Source organism: Actinocrinis sp. (genome assembly GCF_035946395.1).
Classification (GTDB): Bacteria; Actinomycetota; Actinomycetes; order Streptomycetales; family Catenulisporaceae; genus Actinocrinis.
Genome location: NZ_DASYZI010000043.1, coordinates 1 through 19,810 on the forward strand (window position 1 = coordinate 1; position 19,810 = coordinate 19,810).

The following is a 19,810-nucleotide window of genomic DNA, read 5'->3' on the forward strand; positions in this document are numbered from 1 at the left end:
CCTCGGGGTCAAGGGCGGCGGGATCTGGGCGGGCGGCGGCGGCCTGGTCTCGGACGGTCCCGACCAGATCGTCGTGGCCACCGGCAACGGCGACACCGGCACCTCCCCGGCCCCCGGCCCCGGCAACAATCCGCCGGCCGACCTGTCCGAATCAGTCGTTCGGCTGCATGTGAACGCGGACGGCACGCTGTCCCCGACCGACTTCTTCACTCCTTCGAACGCGCCCACGATGGACGCCAACGACACTGATCTCGGCTCCGGCGGGCCGATGGCACTGCCGGACGGCTTCGGCACCGCGACGCACCCGAACCTGCTCGTGCAGATGGGCAAGGACGGTCGGTTGTTCCTGCTCGACCGCGGAAACCTCGGCGGGCGCAGCCAGGGTCCCGGCGGCACGGACAACGTGCTCGGCACGCTCGGCCCGTACCAGGGACAGTGGGGCCATCCGGCGTTCTTCGGGGGCGACGGCGGTTACGTGTACTTCATCGGCAACAACGGCCCGCTGCGCGCGTTCAAGTACGGGGTCAGCGGCACGGGTCTTCCGGCCCTCTCGCTGGTCGGCACGAGCACGGGCACATTCAAATACACCTCCGGCTCGCCGGTGGTGACCTCGTACGGCAAGGACCCGGCCAGCGCCGTGGTCTGGGTGGTCTGGTCTTCCGGCCCGACCGGCACGAGCGCGGAGCTGCGCGCGTACTCCGCGGAGCCGGACTCGACCGGCACCCTCACCGAGCTGTGGTCCGGCCCGATCGGCACCGCGGTCAAGTTCGCCACCCCGGCCACCAACGGCGGGCGGGTCTACGTCGGCACCCGTGACGGCAAGATCCTGGCGTACGGCCGCCCGACCACCTCCGCGCTGACCGGCTCGCCGGTGGACTTCGGCGACGTTCCGGTGAGCCAGCCCGGCAGCGGCACGCTGACGGTCACGGCGACCAAGGACCTGAACATCACCGCGGTCTCGACCAACTCGCCGTTCGCGGTGACGCCGCCGACGCTGCCCTACCACCTGGCGTCCGGGACGTCCGTCGGCATCCCGGCCACCTTCACACCCGGCGGGGCCGGGATCATCAGCGGCTCCATCACCGTGACCACCGATGCCGGCGTCGTCGCGTTCGGCGCCTCTGGCCGGGGGACCGCGCCCGGGTTCGCCGGCGATCCGCCGAACCTGACGTTCACCGACCAGCCGACCGGCCTGGCCTCGACGCAGAACCTCCAGGTCACCAACACAGGTACGACCACTGAGACGGTCGGCACGACGACCGCGCCGTCCGCGCCTTACTCGGTCACCGGACTGCCGGCGGCTGGTACGGCGGTGGCGGCCGGCGGCTCGTTCGTCGTCTCGGTGACGTATACGCCTACTGCGACCGGCACGAATACGGGCTCGATCACGATCGGCTCGACGTCGGCGGATTCGACCCCGCACACGCTGACGATCCCGCTGGACGGCAACGCGGTCACCGGCCAGGGCCACCTGACCATCACGCCGTGGCCGGTGGACTTCGGCGCGGTGGCGCTCGGCTCGACGACCACGCGGACGTTCTACCTGCACAACACCGGCAACATCCCGGTGACGATCACCAAGGCGAAGGCGCCGATCTCCGACTACACCTCCGCCTCGCCGCTGCCCGAGGGCCAGGTGATCGGCCCGGATCAGAAGTACGCCCAGACGGTCACGCTGACTCCGACGGCGCTCGGCACGGACACCGGCAGCTACGAGGTGACCGCCGACGACGGCCAGGGCGCCCGCTTCGTGCCGCTGACGGCGAGCGTCCTGCCCACGCTCCCCGCGGTGCCGACCGCCTGGCAGCTCAGCGGCTCCGCCTCGCTGACCACGCCGACCGGGAGCATCCAGCTGACGCCCGCGCAGCAGCATCTGAGCGGCTCCGCCTTCTCGGAGCTTCCGGTGGCCACGGACAGCCTGGCCGCCTCGTTCAGCGCGCAGCTGAACGGCGGCACCGGGGCGGACGGCCTCACCTTCTCGCTGATCGACGCGACCAAGAACCTGCCGGCCTCGGTCGGCAGCCCCGGCGGCGGGCTCGGCCTGGACGGGCTGAACGGCATCGGCGTTGCGCTGGACACTTATCCGAACCCGCAGGTGGGTGTTGTCACCGGGACGGACAACGCGGGCAGCGTGACGTGGCTGACCAGCGTGCCGGGCCCGGCATCGCTGCGTACGGGCCAGCACACCGTGACGGTGTCGGTCAACGCGGGTGCGATCACGGTGTTCGTCGACGGAGTCAAGCTGATCGACTCCTACACGCCGCCGGCCGGATCGATCCCGGCGAGCGCGTACGCCGGATTCACCGCCGGTACAGGTAACGGGACCGACATCCACACGGTCGGCAACGTGGTGATCGCCACCGGCACGTCGACGGCGACCCCGGCGGCGCCGGCCGCCACGCCGGCCTCGGTGACGATGCAGGCGGTGCCGACCGGCTTCAGCGAGTTGCAGACCGTCACGCTGACGAACAACGGGCTCGCGCCGGTGGTGATCACCGGATCCAGCGCGCCGTCGCCCGGCGAGCTCAGCGCGACGATGCTGCCCTCGATCGGCCAGGTGCTGCCCGCCGGCGGGTCGGTCCTTGTGCACGTCGGGTTCGCGCCGACCACGGCGGGACCGGCGAGCGGATCCTTCGCGATCACGACCACCGGCGGAACGGTGACCGTTGCGATCGGTGGCGCCACGTGGCCGCCGAGTAACGGAAAGCTGCTGCCTGTGCATTGAGGTGATGGCGCGCTGACGCTTGGAGCGAGGGCCGCGGGCCCGGGTCGGATTCGATGCCGATCCGGGCCCGCGCCCTTCCGCGTGCGCGTGACGTGCGGTGTCGAACGGGCGTCGAACAGCACTGACACATCTTGCCCGTGGTTCGGCCGAGTGGACCGGTTCGTGCAAGTTTCAGCCGAACTTGATCGGTTAAGTGGGCGGCCTTACCGTGCGAGGCACCACCGAGCGCGGCAACGATGCCGGGCGCTCACCTCGCCCACGGAGGTTTCTGCATGGATACGCTCCACCACCGGCCCGCGCGGCCCCGGCTGCGCGCGGCGATCGCCAGCGCGAGCGCCGTGGCACTCGCCGCGGCGGCCGGCACGATCGCCGTAGTCTCGGGGCAGGCCTCTGCCGCCACCCCGGCGTGTTCCGTGACGTACACCGTCGCCTCGCAATGGGCCGGCGGCTTCAGCACGAACATCACCATCGTCAACAACGCCTCGGCGATCAGCAGCTGGACATTCGCCTTCTCCTTCGCGGCCGGGCAGACGGTGACTCAGGGCTGGAACGGCAACTTCACACAGAGCGGCGCGAACGTCACCGTCACCAACATGAGCTACAACGGCACGATCGCCACCGGAGGCTCGGTCTCGATCGGGTTCAACGGAAGCTGGACCACGAGCAACCCGGTGCCGGCCGCGTTCACCCTCAACGGCACGGTCTGCAACGGCGCCTCGGCCAGCGGCAGCCCGTCGCCGTCGGCGAGCCCGTCGGCCAGCCCCTCGCCGTCCCCCTCGCACTCGGCCTCGCCGTCCGCGAGCCCGTCGTCCAGCCCGTCCGCCTCGCCCTCGTCGTCGCCGACCGGCGGCGGCTCGGCCCCGCAGCTGCACGTCTCCGGCAACAAGCTGGTGACGTCCACCGGCGCGACCTGGACGCCGCACGGCGTGAACCGCTCCGGCGGCGAGTACAAGTGCGTGCAGGGCGGCGGAATCTGGGACGGCCCCGCGGACCAGACCTCGATCACGGCCATCAAGAGCTGGAACGTGAACGCGGTGCGTGTGCCGCTGAACGAGGCGTGCTGGAACGCAGAGTCCTACGTCACCGCGGCGGACGCGGGCGCGAACTACATCAACGCGGTCAAGGCGTTCGTCGACCTGCTCAACTCCAACGGGCTCGTGGTTATCCTCGACCTGCACTGGACCGACGGCGTCTACACGGGCAACTCGTCCGGCTGCTCCTCGGCGCAGGCCACCTGCCAGAAGCCGATGCCGGACGCCGCGCAGGCCATCCCGTTCTGGTCCTCGGTCGCCAGCACCTTCAAGGGCAACGACGCGGTCATCTTCGACCTCTTCAACGAGCCCTACGCCTCCCGCGCCACCGGAAACACCACCACCGGCTGGCAGTGCTGGCAGAGCGGCGGCACCTGCTCCGGCATCGGCTACTCGGTCGCCGGCATGCAGCAGATGGTCAACGCCGTCCGCGGCGCCGGCGCCAACAACGTGCTGATGCTCGGCGGCGAGGAGTACTCGAACGACCTGACCAGCTGGCTGACCTACAAGCCCACCGACCCGGACAACAACCTGGTCGCGTCGTGGCACTCGTACAACTTCAACACCTGCTCCAGCCAGTCCTGCTGGACCAGCCAGATCGCCCCGGTCATCGCCCAGGTGCCGGTGATCGCCGGCGAGATCGGCGAGAACGACTGCTCCGGCAGCTACATCACGCCGCTGACGTCCTGGCTGGAGTCGCAGGGCACCGGCTTCCTGGCCTGGACCTGGGACAACTGGAGCGGCGGCTGCTCCAGCGGTCCGACGCTGATCACCGACTACACGGGCACCGCGACCGCCTACGGCGCGGCCTACAAGTCGGACATCGCCGGGCTCCACTAGCCGCCGTGCGCCGGCCGGGGTAGCGCACTGACCGGCGCGGCACGGTGAAAGAACGGCAGAGAACGGCAGGAGACGACTGCGCCGCGGTCCCCGACCCCCGGGGACCGCGGCGCCCCAGTTTGATCAGGGCTCTTCGAACTTGACCGTGGCCGGCGGCGCAGGGCCGGCCGACGCGCGGCGGCGGGCCAGCCTCCAGCCGCCCGCGGGGCCGCGGTCAGGTTCGACGAGGGCTCTGATCAGCCTTCGACCTTCAGTACTCGTACACCGAACGGCGGCAGCGCCACCGCGTCCTCGGCGAGCCGGCCGCCGTTGCGCACGACCGGCTTCACGGTCAGCTCCTCAGCGGCCTGACTCACGAACCAGACGTACCGGGTGCCGTCCTCGTGCACCATGGTGTCCACGGCCACGCGCGGCTCGTCCACGGTGACGGCGCGGGCGACGCCCGCGAAGTCGGCCAGCGCGTCGTACAGGTCGCGCGTGGGATCCGGGTTGACGCGCGGCAGCGTCGCGGCCATGTGCTCGATCGGGTAGGTGCAGAACACCGTCGCCCCGGCGCCGGTGCGGCGCACCAGCAGCGCCGGGCGGCCCTTGCCGTCGACCGCCACCACCTCGGCGCCGGTCGGCTCGACCGGCAGCATCGCGCGGCTGTGCACGTTGCCGCCGGTGCGGAAGACGAGCCGGGCGCCCGCGGCGAGCGGGCCGAACGGCCGCACGAATTCGAACTCGAACTCGTTCTCCTCGACCGTGTCCACCAGGCCGTAGACCAGCCGGTGTTCGAAGCCGAACATCGTGTTCATCGCCGGCTGCCAGGGGCCGCGCTGATTCGCGTGCGCGCCCGCGCAGTAGGACACGTACACGGTCGCTCCGCCGGCCGCCAGGTCCGCGAGCTGGTACCAGGTCGGGGTGAGCAGCTGTTTGGTCGAGGGAACCAGGTAGAGCTTCGCGTCGGTTGCGAGGCCGTCGCTCTCCCGGGTGATCGCCACCGGCAGATCGGCCAGCCGGGTGGCGACATAGGCCTGCCGCAGCGTGTCGAACGCGTACTGTCCGTCGGCGGGGGGCTCGGTGAACGGGTACTCGGTGTCCAGGAACGAGGTGACCACCAGCGCCGTCTCGGCCGGGGTCCGGCTCAGCCGGGGGAAGTCGACCTCGGCGAGCGTGTCGGCGAACTTGCGCAGCTCCGTCAGCTGCGGCTTGGGCGCGCCCGTGGCGTCGGTGATGCCGAAGTGCAGCTCGAACGGATGGTGCCGGTACGGGTCCTGATGTTCGAGCCCGTCGAAGTCGGTGTTGTTCCAGGCGGCCCAGCCGCTCGCCCCGGCCAGCAGCGAGTTGTGCAGGATCTGTCGGTAGAAGTGCGCGCCGTGGTCGTCCGCGGCGAAGTCGGAGCTGAGCCCGAACTCCTCAAGCAGCACCGGCAGCCCGAAGGACCCGGACAGCTCGCAGATCCAGGCCGCGGCGTAGTGCTGGCGCGCCGGGTCGTCGCCCATCGGGTAGCAGTGCGGGCCGACGAAGTCGCACAGCCGCGCAGTGTCCCGCAGCCGGAAACCGTTGTCCCGTCCGGTGATCTCCAGGCCCCAGGCGCCGTCGCCGAGCGAGATCGGCTGCGTGCCGCCGGCCGCACGCACCGCGGTCACGATGAGCTGAGCCCACGACGCGACCTGCTCGCGCGCCCCCGCGCCGCCGTACAGCGGCATCTCGTTGCTCACCAGCCACCCGGCGACCGCCGGGTGCGCGGCGTAGCGGCGGGCCATCTCCCCGGCGAACCAGGCCTGCCGCGCGACCATCCACACGTCGCCGTACAGGTCGCGCCCGCCGCGCCAGGCCGGATCCCAGTTCTCCCCGGACATGTGGCCGACGAAAAGCGTCGGGATCGTGTACATCCCCTCGGCGGCGTGCAGGTCGAGGAACGTCGTGTAACTTTCGCAGGCTTCTTCATCGACCCGGTCCGGCTCGGGCATGAAATCGGGCCAGTAGAAGAACGAGCGGGTGAAGGTCAGGCCGTGCTGCCGCAGCACCCGCAGTTCCGCGCGGACCGTGTCCGGGTCGAACCGGCGCCACATCAGCGGCCCGCCGGCGCGCGACCAGAAGTTCGTGCCGATCCACGGCGCGGGACCGGAACCCGGCTCGCCGGGCAGCCGGAGGAGGGGACGCTGCATTGGTTACGACCTTTCGCGTCGGTACCGGGCGGGTCCTGGTCAGCCGTACCGGTTGCTATACCGGTTTAGTTGATCAAAAATCCGCCAACCGCGCAAGAGTCTTTCCAAGTTCCAAGAGTTCGTTTCCGCCGTGGCGCACGGCGCCGCCGTCCGCGCAGCCCCTGCTCACGCAGCGCCGTGCGCGCTACCGGCCGTAGACTTCCGGAAACGCCGGATGACCAACGCCGGACGCCCTCGCCGGACTCGGCCGAGGCGGCGGCGCGGTCGGCCGACCGCGTGGCGGCGAACGAGTTCACGGCCGTAAAGGAAGCCCGGCTGGGTCCATGAGCCGGATCACAGCGGGATCACCGCTGGGGACGGGAGGTCTGACGAGGTGAAGCGGCCGACGATCGCGGACATCGCCGCGCGCGCCGGGGTCACCAAGGCGGCGGTGTCCTTCGCGCTCAACAACCAGCCCGGCGTCTCGCCGAGCACCCGGCAGCGGATCCTGGAGATCGCCCGCGAGATCGGCTGGCAGCCCAACAGCGCCGCGCGCGCCCTGTCCGACGGCCGGGCCGGCGCCTTCGGCCTGGTGCTCGACCGCCCGGCCGGGATCCTCGGCGCCGAGCCGTTCTTCATGCAGCTGATCGCGGGCATCCAGGGCGAACTGGCGGACCGGCACACCGCGCTGCTGTTCACCGTGGCGGAGGACCGGCACGCCGAGATCGAGCTGTACCGCACCTGGTGGGCGCAGCGCCGGGTGGACGGGGTCTTCATGGTCGACCTGCGCGTCGACGACCCGCGGATCGCGGTGCTGCGCGAACTGGCGCTGCCCACCGTGGTGATCGGCGCCCCGGAGGGGTCCGGGGGCCTGTCCGCGGTCTTCACCGACGACGCCGGCGGCGCGCGCTCGGTGGTGGACCACCTGGCGAAGCTCGGCCACCGGCGGATCGCCCGGGTGACCGGTATGACAGATCTCTGGCACACCAGGATCCGCACCGAGGCGTTCCTCCAGGCCGCGAAGGCGGCCGGAATCAGCGCACGCTGCGTCACCGCGGACTACACGGCCGAGGGCGGCGCCGACGCGACGACCGGCCTGCTGGCCGGGCCGCAGCCACCCACCGCGATCGTCTACGACAACGACCTGATGGCGGTCTCGGGTCTGGGCGCGGCGCAGCGGGTCGGCATCGACGTCCCGGGCGAGCTGTCCCTGGTGGCCTGGGACGACTCAGTGCTCTGCGAGTTAGTGCACCCCGCGCTCACCGCGCTGACCAGGGACGTGACGTCGTACGGCGCCCACGCGGCGCAGCGGCTGCTGGAACTGGCGGAGGGTGCGGCCGCCGGCGACCGCGGCGAGCCGGCCTCGGTGCTCACCCGCCGCGCGTCCACGGCCCCGCCGTCCCATCGGTGATCGTCGGCCGTCGACTGATTTGTCGGGACTGCCGGTGCCGTCACCGGTTCCGGCTGTGTCTTCCGGTCCGCTGACTGTCAGCTGTCGACCGAGTGTCGGGGTTGCTGGGTGCCTTTACTCGTGCTGGCCGCGTCCGCTGGTCCGCTGATCGTCAGCTGTCTACTGATTCGTCCGGGTTGCCGGTTGCTTTTGCTCGCGCTGGCCACGTCCGGCGGTCCGCTGATCGTCGGCTGTCGACCGAGTGTCGGGATTGCCGGGCGCCGTCACCGGCGCTAGCCGTGCCCCCGGTCTGCTGATCGTTTGTTGGCTTCGCGGCCGTGATCGACATCTTCTCGGCTGAGCCCGCTTTGACCTGCGTGAACTCGGATCCATTGGGCGTGCCCGGTACGTCCCTCTTGACGCTTAACCGGTTCAGTGCCAGCATCCGTGAACACTCGGCAATGCCGCGTACCGGTGGCGGCAGCACTCGCACGGTTTTGACCAATCCACGCAGGCAACCCCGGCGAAGCGAAGTGAGGCTCGACGATGAGTACACGATGGCGGGCGGGATTGGCCCTCGCCCTGGCACCGGTGATGGCGGCCGCGGCCGCCTGTGGCAGCGGGGGCTCGAACTCGGCTGGCAATTCCTCCGGACCAAGCGGCCTGATCACCGCGACGACCGGCTCCACCTCGCCGTTCGTCGCGAACTTCAACCCCTTCTCGCCGAACGTCACGGTCGGCGCGAACGGGATGATCTACGAACCGCTGATGTTCTTCAACACCGCCAAGGCCGGCGACGTCGAGCCCTGGCTGGCCAGGTCGTACACGTGGAACTCCGACGGCACCGCGATCACCTTCGCGCTGCGCACCGGAGTGACCTGGAACGACGGCAAGCCGTTCACCGCCGCCGACGTCGCCTACACCTTCAACCTCGGGGCGCAGGACCCAGCGCTGAACAACTACGGGCTGCCGCTCAAGGGCGCGACCGCCTCGGGCGACGACTCCGTCACGATCTCGTTCACCAAGCCCGCGTATCAGAACCTGGTCTACATCGCCGGCAGGACCCTGATCCTGCCGCAGCACGTCTGGTCCACCGTCACGGACAAGAAGACCTGGGCCGACGCGAACCCGGTGGGCACCGGGGCGTTCACCGTCTCGAAGGTCAACGGCCAGGTGCTTGAGCTGACCGCGAACCCGCACTACTACCTGCCGGGCATGCCCAAGGTGAAGACGATCCGCTTCCTGACCTTCACCGGCAACAGCTCCGCGGACGAGGCGATCGAGGCCGGCGAGATCGACTGGGGCGGCGGCTTCGTGCCCGACATCAAGAAGAACTTCCTGGCCAAGAACGCCAAGTACGCGGTCGAGGACATCCCGCTGTCGGTCACCTACCTGGTGCCCAACTACAAGCAGGGCCCGACCTCGTCCAAGGCGGTGCGCCAGGCGATCAGCCAGGCGCTGGACCGCGACTTCATCAGCCAGTCCGTCTACAACGGGTACGCCCCGGCGACCAACCCGATGGCGCTGCTGACTCCGAACTTCGACAGTATCCTCGACCCGACGCTGGCCGACCAGAAGTTCCCGCCGGCCGATCCGAACGCGGCGAAGCAGACCCTCCAGGCGGCCGGGTACACCCTCGGCTCGGACGGCGTCTTCAAGGACCCGTCCGGAAAGCCGCTGTCCATCACGGTCAAGCAGGTGACCGGCTGGTCCGACTACACCAGCATCCTGCAGATCGTCGAGCAGGAGCTGTCCGCCGCGGGGATCAAGGTGACCGACCAGTCGGAGTCCTACAACTCCTGGTTGCAGGACCAGAACACCGGCAACTTCCAGCTGCTGATCGACAACTTCGGCTACACCTCGGACCCGTACCAGTACTACAACCAGCTGCTCAACGGCTCGGTGGCCCCGGCGCTCGGCCAGGTGGACCAGTTCGGCGACTACGGGCGCTTCGACGACCCGCAGATCGACTCGCTGCTCGCGGACATCGCCGGGACCCAGGACGCCGCGAAGCAGAAGCAGGACTACTACCAGATCGAGCACCAGGTGCTCCAGGACGTGCCGACGATCCCGCTGTTCGCCGCGCAGGACGAGATCGAGTTCAACGGCAACCACGTCAAGGACTATCCGACCACCGCCAATCCGTACGCCGCGCCGCCGATCTGGCTCCAGCCGGACGAGGGCTGGGTGGCGCTGCACATCGCCCCGGCGAGCTGAGCGGGAGCAGGTGACGGGTCGGCCGGGGCTGGACGAAGAGGAGGCGGCGCGTGCGACTGCGCTACATCGGCCGGAAACTCGGCTTCTACCTGGTGGCCGCGTGGATAGCGATCACGCTGAACTTCTTCCTGCCCCGGCTGATCCCCGGCGACCCGGTCGCCATCATCATCAACAAGCAGCAACAGTCCGGCACGGTGCCGCCCGGCGAGGCCGACCAACTGCGCAAGCTGCTCGGCCTCGGCTCGGGCAGCCTGCTCGGGCAGTACGGTCAGTACCTTGATTCGCTGGCGCACCTGCGCTTCGGCCTGTCCATCACGGTCTTCCCGACCCCGGTGGCCGACCTGGTGCGCCAAGCGCTGTTCTGGACGCTGATCCTCGTCGGCGTCGCGACGGTGCTCAGCTTCGGCCTCGGCGTCGCGCTCGGCGCGATCACCGGCTGGAAGCGCGGCAGCCGGCTCGACGCTGTCGTCCCGGCCACCACGCTGCTGACCGCGGTGCCGTACTTCTGGCTCGCACTGCTGCTGGTGTACGTGTTCGCGAGCAAGTGGCAGATCTTCCCCGAGCAGGGCGGCTACGACCCGTCGCTGGACGTCGGGTGGAACGGCGCGTTCATCGGCTCGGCGATCCAGCACTCGCTGCTGCCCGCGATCACCCTGATCCTCGCCTCGATCGGCGGCTGGCTGCTCGGGATGCGCAACATGATGGTCGCGACGCTCGCCGAGGACTACGTGGTCGCGGCGGAGGCGAAGGGGCTGCGTCCGATGCGGGTGATGGCGCGGTACGCGGCGCGCAACGCGGTGCTGCCGAGCGTCTCGGGGTTCGCCGTCTCCATCGGCTTCGTGGTGACCGGGCAGATCGTGATGGAGCAGGTCTTCAACTATCCCGGGATCGGCAACCTGCTGTTCTCGGCGGTGCAGAACGAGGATTACCCGTTGATGCAGGGCATCTTCCTGGCCATCAGCTTCGCCGTGCTCGGCGCGAACCTGCTGGTGGACCTGCTCTACGGGGTGCTCGATCCCCGGACGAAGGAGGCGTAGACGGTGGCCGCGCTCAGCACAGTGCCGGTCGACGGGTCGGTCGGCGCTCCGGTCGCGTCGAGCGGCGCCCTCGCCGCGGCGCGCGCCGCGCTCGGCTCCCGGCGGCTGCTGGCCGGAGTCTGCGTCGTCGGCTTCTTCGTGCTGCTCGGCGCGATCGGGCCGCTGTTCATCGGCAACGCCAACCTGGTCGGCACCGTGCAGTCGGCGCCGCCCTCGGCCGCGCACTGGTTCGGCACCACCGAGATCGGCCAGGACGTCTTCGAGCAGACCGTGGTCGGCACCCGGGCGACCCTGGAGATCGGCGCGGCGGCCGGACTGATCGCCACCGCGGTCTCGGTGTTGATCGGGATCGGCGGCGGATACCTCGGCGGCTGGGCGGACGAACTGCTGGCGCTGCTGTCCAACGTGGCGCTGGTGATCCCGACGCTGCCGCTGGTCATCGTGGTCGCCGCGTTCGTCAGGAACACCGGGCTGCTGCCGACGATCTTCGTGATCGCGCTGACCAGTTGGGCCGCCTCGGCGCGGGTGCTGCGCGGGCAGACGCTCTCGATCCGCAACCGCGACTACGTGCTGGCCTCGAAGGCGCTGGGCGAGCCGGCCTGGCGGATCGTGCTGGTGGAGATCCTGCCGAACGAGCTGCCGATCATCGTCTCCCAGTTCCTGTTCTCGATGATCTTCGCGATCCTCGGCCAGGCCGGCCTGGCCTTCCTCGGCTTGCAGAGTCCTGACCTGCTGACCTGGGGCAACATCCTGTACTTCGCGCAGAACTCGCAGGCGCTCTCCTCGGGCGACTGGTGGTGGTTCGCCCCGCCGGGCCTGTGCATCGCGCTGCTCGGCGCGGGCCTCGCGCTGATCAACTTCGGGCTCGACGAACTGCTCAACCCCCGGCTCCGGGTGTACCGCGAGCCGCGCCGCAGCGGACGGAAGGCGACACTGTTGAGGCGGACACCGTGACCGCGCCGATGGGAACCGAGCGACGGCCGCCGGACGCCGCGCTGGGCAACGATCTGGTAATGCGTGCGAGTGACGTGAGCGTCGAGTACGCGGGCCCGCGTCCCACGCGCGCCGTACGGGACGTCTCGCTGGAACTGCGGCGGGGCGAGGTGCTCGGCATCGTGGGCGAGAGCGGCTGCGGGAAGTCGACCCTGGCCTACGCGCTCACCAGGATGCTGCGACCCCCGGCCAGGATGACCGGGGGCGTGATCGAGTACTTCGACCGCGACGGCAGCGCGGTGGACCTCGGATCGCTCGGCGGCGAGGAGTTGCGCGCGTTCCGCTGGGAGAAGATCTCGATGGTCTTCCAGAGCGCGATGAACGCGCTGAACCCGGTGACCGGCATCGGCAGCCAGATGGAGGACGTCTTCCGCACCCACCGGCCGGGGATGGACCGTTCGGCCCGCCGCGCGCGGTGCGCCGAACTGCTGGAGATGGTCGGCATCGACCCGCGCCGGCTGCGCTCGTACCCGCACGAGCTGTCCGGCGGGATGCGGCAGCGCGTGGTGATCGCGATGGCGCTGGCGCTGGAGCCGCAGATCGTGGTGATGGACGAGCCGACCACGGCGCTGGACGTGCTGGTGCAGCGGGAGATCCTGGACGAGATCGAGCGGCTGCGCGCGCAGCTCGGCTTCTCCGTGGTCTTCATCACGCACGATCTGGCGCTGCTGCTGGAGATCAGCGACCGGCTCGCGGTGATGTACGCCGGGCGGTTCGTCGAGTACGCGCCCGCCGAGCAGGTGGCCGGGGCGGCACGGCATCCGTATACCAGGGGCCTGCTGCGCTCGTTCCCCGACCTGCGCGGCGAGCGGCGCGAGATGCGCGGCGTGCCGGGCAGCCCGCCGGACCTGCGCCACACGCTGACCGGCTGTCCGTTCGCGCCGCGCTGCGAGTCCGTCTTCGAGCCCTGCCACACCGTCGCCCCGCGGCTGCTGGCCCCGGCCGGATCCTGGCCGGTGGCCTGCCATCTGCACGATCGGCGATTCGCGGTCGCACAGACCGACGGGGACGGACGATGAGCGCGCTGACGGTGACCGACCTGACCGTGGACTATCACCAGCGCGGCGGCGGCCGGCTGCGCGCGGTGGACGGGCTGTCCTTCGAACTGGAGCCGGGGCAGACCCTGGCGCTGGTGGGGGAGAGCGGCAGCGGGAAGTCCACCGTCGTCAGAACGCTGAGCCGGTTCGTCAAGCCCAGTTCCGGCCGGATCGCGCTCGGCGGCGACGCGGCGCAGGACGCCGCGCGGCGTGGCCGGCGGGCCGAGCGCCGCGCATATCACAAGACCCTGCAACTGGTGTTCCAGGACCCGTTCGCCTCGCTCAACCCGATGCACACGGTGGCCCATCACCTGCGCAGGCCGCTGTTGCTGCACGGTGACCACCGGCGTGGCGCGCAGCTTGAGGCCGCCGTGCTCGACCTGCTGCGCTCGGTGAACCTGACCCCGGCGCAGGACGTCGCCCGCAAGCATCCACACGAACTGTCCGGCGGCCAGCGCCAGCGCGTCGCGATCGCCCGCGCGCTGGCCACGAATCCCAAGGTGCTGCTGGCCGACGAGCCGGTGTCCATGCTCGACGTCTCGATCCGGCTGGAGATCCTCGGGCTGCTCGACCGGCTCAAGCGCGACCGCGACCTCGCACTGCTCTACGTCACGCACGACCTGGCCACCGCGCGGCACTTCTCGTCGCAGATCATGGTCATGTATCGCGGCGAGGTGGTGGAGCGCGGACCGAGCGACCGGGTGATCCTGTACCCGGCACATCCGTACACGCAGATGCTCGCCGCCGCGGCGCCCGATCCGGCCCGCACCCGCGCGCAGTCGGCCGAGGCGCGTGCGCAGCGCATCGCCCGCCGGGACGGGCACGGGGCCGAACGCCGTGAGTCGGCGCTGGACGGGGGCTGCCGCTTCCGCAGCCGCTGCCCGTTCGCGATGGACGTCTGCGCGACGCGGCCGCCGGATCTGCCCACCGCCGAGGCGGGCCACGTAGCGCGCTGCTGGCTGCTTGAGCCGCGACCGACCGGCGCGAGCGGGGCTGCGTCGTAGGCGTGCGCTGAAGATCTTGCACCGATCGCCCAGTTAGCCCCAGTTCGCACGTAAATATCGATCGGGCAAACCAGCATGAGCCGGGCGCACTTCCAAGATCTCCACCGGTGTTTGAACTGCGGGGCCGGATCAGGGCGCGGCGCGCGGCGCTTACGATCGCAAGGCGGGGGGTCGTCGACCGTGGGTGTGCCGATAGAGGTCGTCGATCGCCTTGCCCACGTCCTTGCCCACGTCCTTGCCCGCGTCCTTGCCCGCGTCCTTGCTCAATGCCCCGGATATTCTCTGCGCGGCTCGGTCCGGCGTGGGTACGATCGCGTTGCTCACGTTCGCGAACGTATCTGCGTACTTACTTACGTGACGACGGGGTGTGGCGGTGGAGGCATTTCGGGACCCGCTTGGGGCGCGCACCCGAGAGCAGTTGGCTGAGAGCGTCGCGTATGGAGCCGCGCCGAAATGGCTGCTCTTCTGGGGGCACCGGCCTCCCGCCGGCGGCGGGGTGGGCAAGGGTTGTCTGAGCCAGTGGTGGCCGTGCGCGTTCGTCGTCGGCGGTGTCGAGTACACGTCGGCCGAACAGTGGATGATGGCCGCCAAGGCACGGCTGTTCGGCGACTTTCCTGCCGAGGAGCGGATCCTCGCCGCCCGGTCGCCTGCCGAGGCCAAGAAGCTGGGCCGGCTGGTGCACGGATTCGACGAGCAGATCTGGGCCGATCAGCGGTTCGAGTTGGTCGTGCGGGGGAATCTGGCGAAGTTCGGGCAGGACGCGGCGCTGGGGTCCTACCTTTCGTCCACTGCGAACCGTGTGCTCGTCGAGGCCAGCCCGCAAGACCGGATCTGGGGCATCGGGTTGAGCGCGGCCGACCCCTCGGCCCGAGAGCCGGCTGACTGGAGGGGCCTGAATCTGCTCGGTTTCGCGCTGATGGAGGCCCGGGACCGGCTCGCGGCGCCGCCGAGCGGCCGGTAGAGCGCTCAGGGCCGACAGCCGCCGCACCGGCCGCCGACCCACATCTCTAACAGGGTTCTACGAAGGCGGATCTGTTACACATACTCTGGGTGACTGCCAAGTGACCTGACAGTTTGGTACTTGCTTATTTCGTCACGCCGGCGGCGAACGCGAGCGCGGCGGGCACGTGGTGCGCCTCGCCGCCCTCGTGGCCGTTGTACGGGTAGACCACCATCTCCTTCGGCCCGGCGTAGTGGTTGTAGGACGCGTACACGGTGGACGGGGGGCACACGTCGTCCATCATCGCGACGGAGTACAGCGCCGGCGCGTTCGAACGCGCCGCGAAGTTCAGGCCGTCGAAGTAGGACAGCGTGTGGAAGACCTGGTCGACCTTGTCCCGGTGGATCTTGCAGAAGTTCGCGATCTCCTTGTACGGAAAGCCGTCGGTGATCTCGGCGGCGCGCCGGAAGTGCTGGAGGAACGGCACCTCGGTGAGCAGCCCGGCCACGTCGTCCACGAGCCCCGCGGCGGCGATGGCCAGCCCGCCGCCCTGGCTGACGCCGTAGACGACCGTGCGTGACGGATCAGCGTACGGATGCGTGCGCGCCGCCTCGACCGCGCGCACCGCGTCGGTGTAGAGCCTGCGGTAGTAGTACGTCTCCGGCGTGAAGACGCCGCGCGTCATGACGCCGGGGTACGCCGGGTTGTCGCTGTCCACGGCGTTGTCCGGGGTGTCGCCGACCATCCATACGCCGCCCTGGCCGCGCGTGTCCATGATGAAGTGCGCGTATCCGGCGCTGGCCCACAGCAGCTTCTCGAAGGGCAGTCCCCGGCCGCCGTTGTAGCCGATGTACTCGACGATGGTCGGCAGCGGGCCGCTCGCGGCGGCGGGCCGCACGAACCAGCCCTTGATCGGCTGGCCGCCGTAGCCGTTGAACGTGACGTCCTCGACGACGACCGTCGAGAGCCCGGTGTCCTGTGGCTTGAAGACCGCGCCGAGCGGAAACGAGCGGGCCGCGGTCAGCGTGTCGGCCCAGAATGTTTCGAAATTCTCGGGCTCGGTGCGGTCCGGAAGGTAGTCGACCAGTTCATCGAGATCCATGTCGAAGAGCGCCATGTTCAGACCTTACCTGCGTGGGGCGCCCCGGGATACCGCCACTTCACCGCCGTGCGGACGGCGTGGCAGCGTCCCAGGACCGGCCGGTGTCCGGGCGGGCCACGACCGGTTCGGCGCCGAAACTTTCCGGGCAGCCGCGCCGTGCAAAGTATGAACACATTGATAGAAGATGTCCGACTTATCAGACATCTGAGATCAGGGCAATTATGAAGATGTGGCGGGTGCTGAAGTGAAAATAACATCCTCCTGTCGTCAATGCGCACTTACTCCTATAGATGAACCGCTTTCGGATGAATGGTGCATATGCGACGAGAACAACGCAGATCACCGATATCGGGGAGTTGATTGATTTGTTCTCAATGACACGGCGTGTGCGCGTTCTGGCGACTGGTGCCGGCGCAGCACTGGCCCTGGCGGGCTTCACCGCGGGACCCGCGGCCGCCGCCGAGGCAGGCGCAGGTGCCGCCGCCGCGTGTTCAGTCCCCGTGCTGAACGTCACCGGTGGCACGGGCACACTCGACATGACGAAGAGCTACATCGCGAACATGGCGGCCAACAACATCACGATCGTGCCGCTGCATCCGATTCTGGTCGACACGACTCCGTCGACCTACACCATCACGACCTGGACCGTCACCGGCGGGCAGATCGACCCGTGCAACCAGACCGCCTCGATCACCTACAACGCCGGTTCGCTGGTCGAGAACACCGTGACCGGCAAGCAGATGCTTCTGAACAACCTCACGCTCAACATCACGGGCAACACGCTCGATTACACCGTTCAGACGCCGACCGGGCTTGCCGTGATCCACGGGATGACCCTGAATGGTGCCAAGTCCTGGTCCGTCAGCCACGGGATGCTGACGTACTCCGTTGGCGATGTGTACATCGCCCCGGCTGCGGGCGGCGCCATGGACAACGTGCTCGGCAGTAGCGCGTTCACCGACACCGGCCTGTTCGGCACCACCTTCACGACGACGTTCTCGGTTTCGCGGTAGTCGGTGCGGTAGCAGTCGGCAAAAGGCTGTGCGCGACCCACGTTCGCGTGGGCCGCGCACAGTTGTGCGGAGGCGGTCACGCTCAGTGCCGTTCGCTTCGTAGGTCCAGACGGCGCATCACGCGGTCCACCAGCTCGGGGTCTATGCCCGGTTCGGAGCGTGCCGCCTGCAACTCCCGGCGGCCGGCCGCGATCATCTCCTGGTCCAGCCGGTGCAGCAGCTTCGCCTCGCCGAAGCGCTGGCTCACGTGGGTGCGCAGCTCCTCGTCGACCGCGTCCGGGAACGCCTGGGCCAGCCGGCCGGCGCGGCGGCTGGAAAGCCGCTCGTACAGATCCTCTGGCACGTCGCCCGCCTCGGCCGCCTCGTTGAGCTGCCGCAGCTCCGCCTTCGCGACCCGGTACCACAGCCGCCGCTCGGCCTCTCGCTGCGCCTGGTCGTCCGCCCCCACCTTGAGCAGGCGGGTCAGGACCGGAAGCGTCAGTCCCTGGACCACCAGCGTGAACAGCACCACGGCGAACGCGGTGAACAGTATCTCGTCACGGCCAGGGAAGGCCGCGCCGCCGTTCACGGTCAGCGGGATGGCCAGCGCCAGCGCGACCGTCACCACGCCGCGCATCCCGGCCCACCACATGACCACTGTCTCCCGCCAGCTGACCGGCTTGTCGCCGGTGTCCCGCCGGCGGGTGAGCCGATTCGCCAGCCATGCGGCGGGCAGCAGCCAGAGCAGCCGGGTGAGCACGACCACCGCGAGCACCGCCAGCGCGTCGCCGAGCAGCGAGCTCCAGGCGTCGCCGACCTCTTTGACCACGACGTACAGCTCCTGGCCGATCAGGCCGAAGGCGAAGCCGGTGACCAGCAACTCCACGATGTCCCAGAACGCGGTGCCGACCAGCCGGTAGGCCACGTCGTCCGCGTCGACCTTGTCGGAGAGGTAGAGCCCGTACACGAGCACCGCGAGCACGCCCGAGCCGTGCAGCCGGTCCGCCACCTCGTACACCGCGTAAGGGATCAGCAGGCTGAGGCCGACCTGGAGCGTCGCGTCGCCGAGCACGCCCATCGCGCGGATGGAGAACCAGCCGAGCCCGAGCCCGACCGCGAGCGCGATCGCCGCGGACAGGGCCAGCTCGCCGAGCGCCCCGGCGGCGGAGAAGTGGTGCGAGACCACGGAGCCGACCGCGTCGACGTAGATGACGACCGCGGTCACGTCGTTGAACAGGCCCTCGGTCTCCAGGGTGTTGATCAGCCGCCGCGGCAGGCTCAGATCCCCGGCCACGGCCGTCGCGGCGACCGGGTCCGGCGGCGAGATGAGCGCGCCGAGCAACACGGCCGCGCCGATCGGCAGGCCCGGGTTCAGCAGGTGGAAGACCCCGGCCACCGCCGCGGTGGTCACCAGCACCAGCAGGACCGCCAGCAGCAGCACGGTGCGCCAGCTCGCCCTGAACTGCCGCCAGTGGGTGCGCCGGGCCGCGGCGAACAGCAGCGGCGGCAGCACCAGCGGCAGGATCAGGTCCGGCTCGATGTTCGGGTTCGGCACCTGCGGCAGCAGCGCCATAGCCGCGCCGAACAGCGTCATCAGCACCGGCGAGGGCAGCCCGATCCGCCGGCCGACCGGGACCGAGAAGATGGTGGCCAGGAAGATCACGAACAGGATGGTCAACTGGTCCATGCGTGTGATGCTAATTTCGGTGCCCGTGAATCGGGGCCAGATACCTGCCTAAAACGCACGTGGCGTACAAGTCGGTACTGGTTCACCATGGAAGATATGCAGATAGTGACACCATACGACGGGTGCGGTAAGTGCCTCGTCGGTGTCCGGCGCTTGTCGCGTAAATCGGATGTCAGCAACTCGCCAGAGAGACAAGCCGACCAGGTCACCAAGGCGTGCACATCGGTGGGTGGGCACATCATCGGGTGGGCGGACGACTGGGAGGTCTCTGGGGCTACCGACCCGCTCACCCGCCCGGAACTCGGTCCCTGGCTCATGGGTGAGATGGGCCCGTACGACGGCATCGTAGGCTCGGCTGTGGACCGAATCGGACGCAACACCCACGACATGCTGAACACCGGTGACTTGATGAAGAGCACCGCTCGGTCGGCCCGTCCCAGCGCCGCTAAGGCGCCGTACTCGGCGGGCACCTGGACCAGCCCCCCGCGCACTGGGGACACGCGCGACCGGGACGTAGGTACTTAGCCAGCCGACTCGGCCTGCGCCACGTCTTCAGCAACCGCCAACGCATCCACCAGTTGCCCGACCGCGCACCACGGCTTGCCGTCCAGACACCAGCAGGCGACGCCCGAATCGGCCGACGGGAACAATGGGCGGCCACCAACTTCCGGCCATGTGTGGTG

At 69.6% G+C, this 19,810-nt stretch carries 15 protein-coding genes; 11 read left to right on the forward strand and 4 right to left on the reverse strand.

Annotation, left to right across the window (positions count from 1 at the left end; all coding sequences use genetic code 11):
• Both VGS97_RS03045 and VGS97_RS03050 read left to right on the forward strand, forming a co-directional pair.
• Positions 1–2,725, forward strand: a 2,725-nt coding sequence (locus VGS97_RS03045) for a choice-of-anchor D domain-containing protein (RefSeq protein WP_326851624.1), incomplete at its 5' end; no start/stop codon positions are given.
• A 272-nt stretch (positions 2,726–2,997) separates the two neighbouring features.
• On the forward strand, positions 2,998–4,596 hold the full coding sequence (locus VGS97_RS03050) for a cellulase family glycosylhydrolase (protein ID WP_326851625.1): 1,599 nt from the start codon (positions 2,998–3,000) through the stop codon (positions 4,594–4,596).
• 236 nt (positions 4,597–4,832) lie between these two features.
• Here the strand turns inward: VGS97_RS03050 and VGS97_RS03055 are convergent, their stop codons facing one another.
• A complete protein-coding gene (locus VGS97_RS03055) occupies positions 4,833–6,749 on the reverse strand; it encodes a cellulase family glycosylhydrolase (protein WP_326851626.1) in 1,917 nt (638 codons plus the stop codon).
• A gap of 373 nt (positions 6,750–7,122) precedes the next feature.
• On the opposite strand from VGS97_RS03055, the gene VGS97_RS03060 reads away from it, so the two are divergent.
• The 6 genes from VGS97_RS03060 to VGS97_RS03085 all read left to right on the forward strand — a co-directional run bounded on the left by VGS97_RS03060 (position 7,123) and on the right by VGS97_RS03085 (position 14,406).
• A complete protein-coding gene (locus tag VGS97_RS03060; protein WP_326851627.1) occupies positions 7,123–8,139 on the forward strand; it encodes a LacI family DNA-binding transcriptional regulator in 1,017 nt (338 codons plus the stop codon).
• 525 nt (positions 8,140–8,664) lie between these two features.
• The gene (locus VGS97_RS03065; protein WP_326851628.1) at positions 8,665–10,335 is read left to right on the forward strand and encodes an ABC transporter substrate-binding protein; all 1,671 of its coding nucleotides are present in this window, start codon (positions 8,665–8,667) and stop codon (positions 10,333–10,335) included.
• 56 nt (positions 10,336–10,391) lie between these two features.
• Positions 10,392–11,372, forward strand: a complete 981-nt coding sequence (locus VGS97_RS03070) for an ABC transporter permease (protein WP_349261957.1) — start codon at positions 10,392–10,394, stop codon at positions 11,370–11,372.
• Positions 11,373–11,375: 3 nt separating this feature from the next.
• Positions 11,376–12,326 (forward strand): ABC transporter permease, encoded by a 951-nt coding sequence (locus VGS97_RS03075; protein WP_326851630.1) that lies wholly within the window; start codon positions 11,376–11,378, stop codon positions 12,324–12,326.
• Positions 12,323–13,384 (forward strand): ABC transporter ATP-binding protein, encoded by a 1,062-nt coding sequence (locus VGS97_RS03080; RefSeq protein WP_326851631.1) that lies wholly within the window; start codon positions 12,323–12,325, stop codon positions 13,382–13,384. Before VGS97_RS03075 ends, VGS97_RS03080 begins: the two co-directional genes overlap by 4 nt.
• Entirely contained in the window at positions 13,381–14,406 is a 1,026-nt protein-coding gene (locus tag VGS97_RS03085; protein WP_326851632.1) for an ABC transporter ATP-binding protein, read from the forward strand. Before VGS97_RS03080 ends, VGS97_RS03085 begins: the two co-directional genes overlap by 4 nt.
• A 150-nt stretch (positions 14,407–14,556) precedes the next feature.
• Here the strand turns inward: VGS97_RS03085 and VGS97_RS03090 are convergent, their stop codons facing one another.
• Complete coding sequence (locus tag VGS97_RS03090; RefSeq protein WP_326851633.1) at positions 14,557–14,730, reverse strand: hypothetical protein; 174 nt, start codon at positions 14,728–14,730, stop codon at positions 14,557–14,559.
• A gap of 94 nt (positions 14,731–14,824) precedes the next feature.
• On the opposite strand from VGS97_RS03090, the gene VGS97_RS03095 reads away from it, so the two are divergent.
• Positions 14,825–15,367, forward strand: coding sequence for an NADAR family protein (locus VGS97_RS03095; RefSeq protein ID WP_326851634.1), 543 nt, complete (start codon positions 14,825–14,827; stop codon positions 15,365–15,367).
• 124 nt (positions 15,368–15,491) lie between these two features.
• Here VGS97_RS03095 and VGS97_RS03100 read toward each other — a convergent pair whose 3' ends face one another.
• Positions 15,492–16,463: an acetylxylan esterase gene (locus VGS97_RS03100; protein WP_326851635.1), complete on the reverse strand. Its 972-nt coding sequence runs from the start codon at positions 16,461–16,463 to the stop codon at positions 15,492–15,494.
• A 275-nt stretch (positions 16,464–16,738) separates the two neighbouring features.
• Between VGS97_RS03100 and VGS97_RS03105 the strand changes: the two genes are divergently transcribed.
• A complete protein-coding gene (locus VGS97_RS03105; RefSeq protein ID WP_326851636.1) occupies positions 16,739–17,461 on the forward strand; it encodes a hypothetical protein in 723 nt (240 codons plus the stop codon).
• Positions 17,462–17,543: 82 nt separating this feature from the next.
• On the opposite strand, the gene VGS97_RS03110 is transcribed toward VGS97_RS03105, so the two are convergent.
• A complete protein-coding gene (locus tag VGS97_RS03110) occupies positions 17,544–19,127 on the reverse strand; it encodes a Na+/H+ antiporter (RefSeq protein ID WP_326851637.1) in 1,584 nt (527 codons plus the stop codon).
• A 96-nt stretch (positions 19,128–19,223) separates the two neighbouring features.
• On the opposite strand from VGS97_RS03110, the gene VGS97_RS29385 reads away from it, so the two are divergent.
• Entirely contained in the window at positions 19,224–19,652 is a 429-nt protein-coding gene (locus tag VGS97_RS29385; RefSeq protein WP_349261956.1) for a recombinase family protein, read from the forward strand.
• Positions 19,653–19,810: the final 158 nt, after the last annotated feature.

Excerpts from the sequence above, each read along its gene's own strand:
- VGS97_RS03050 (WP_326851625.1), top strand. The coding sequence starts at position 2,998 with ATGGATACGCTCCACCACCGGCCCGCGCGGCCCCGGCTGCGCGCGGCG.
- VGS97_RS03055 (WP_326851626.1), bottom strand. The coding sequence starts at position 6,749 with ATGCAGCGTCCCCTCCTCCGGCTGCCCGGCGAGCCGGGTTCCGGTCCC.
- VGS97_RS03065 (WP_326851628.1), top strand. The coding sequence starts at position 8,665 with ATGAGTACACGATGGCGGGCGGGATTGGCCCTCGCCCTGGCACCGGTG.
- VGS97_RS03085 (WP_326851632.1), top strand. The coding sequence starts at position 13,381 with ATGAGCGCGCTGACGGTGACCGACCTGACCGTGGACTATCACCAGCGC.
- VGS97_RS03100 (WP_326851635.1), bottom strand. The coding sequence starts at position 16,463 with ATGGCGCTCTTCGACATGGATCTCGATGAACTGGTCGACTACCTTCCG.
- VGS97_RS03105 (WP_326851636.1), top strand. The coding sequence starts at position 16,739 with ATGAACCGCTTTCGGATGAATGGTGCATATGCGACGAGAACAACGCAG.
- VGS97_RS03110 (WP_326851637.1), bottom strand. The coding sequence starts at position 19,127 with ATGGACCAGTTGACCATCCTGTTCGTGATCTTCCTGGCCACCATCTTC.
- VGS97_RS29385 (WP_349261956.1), top strand. The coding sequence starts at position 19,224 with ATGCAGATAGTGACACCATACGACGGGTGCGGTAAGTGCCTCGTCGGT.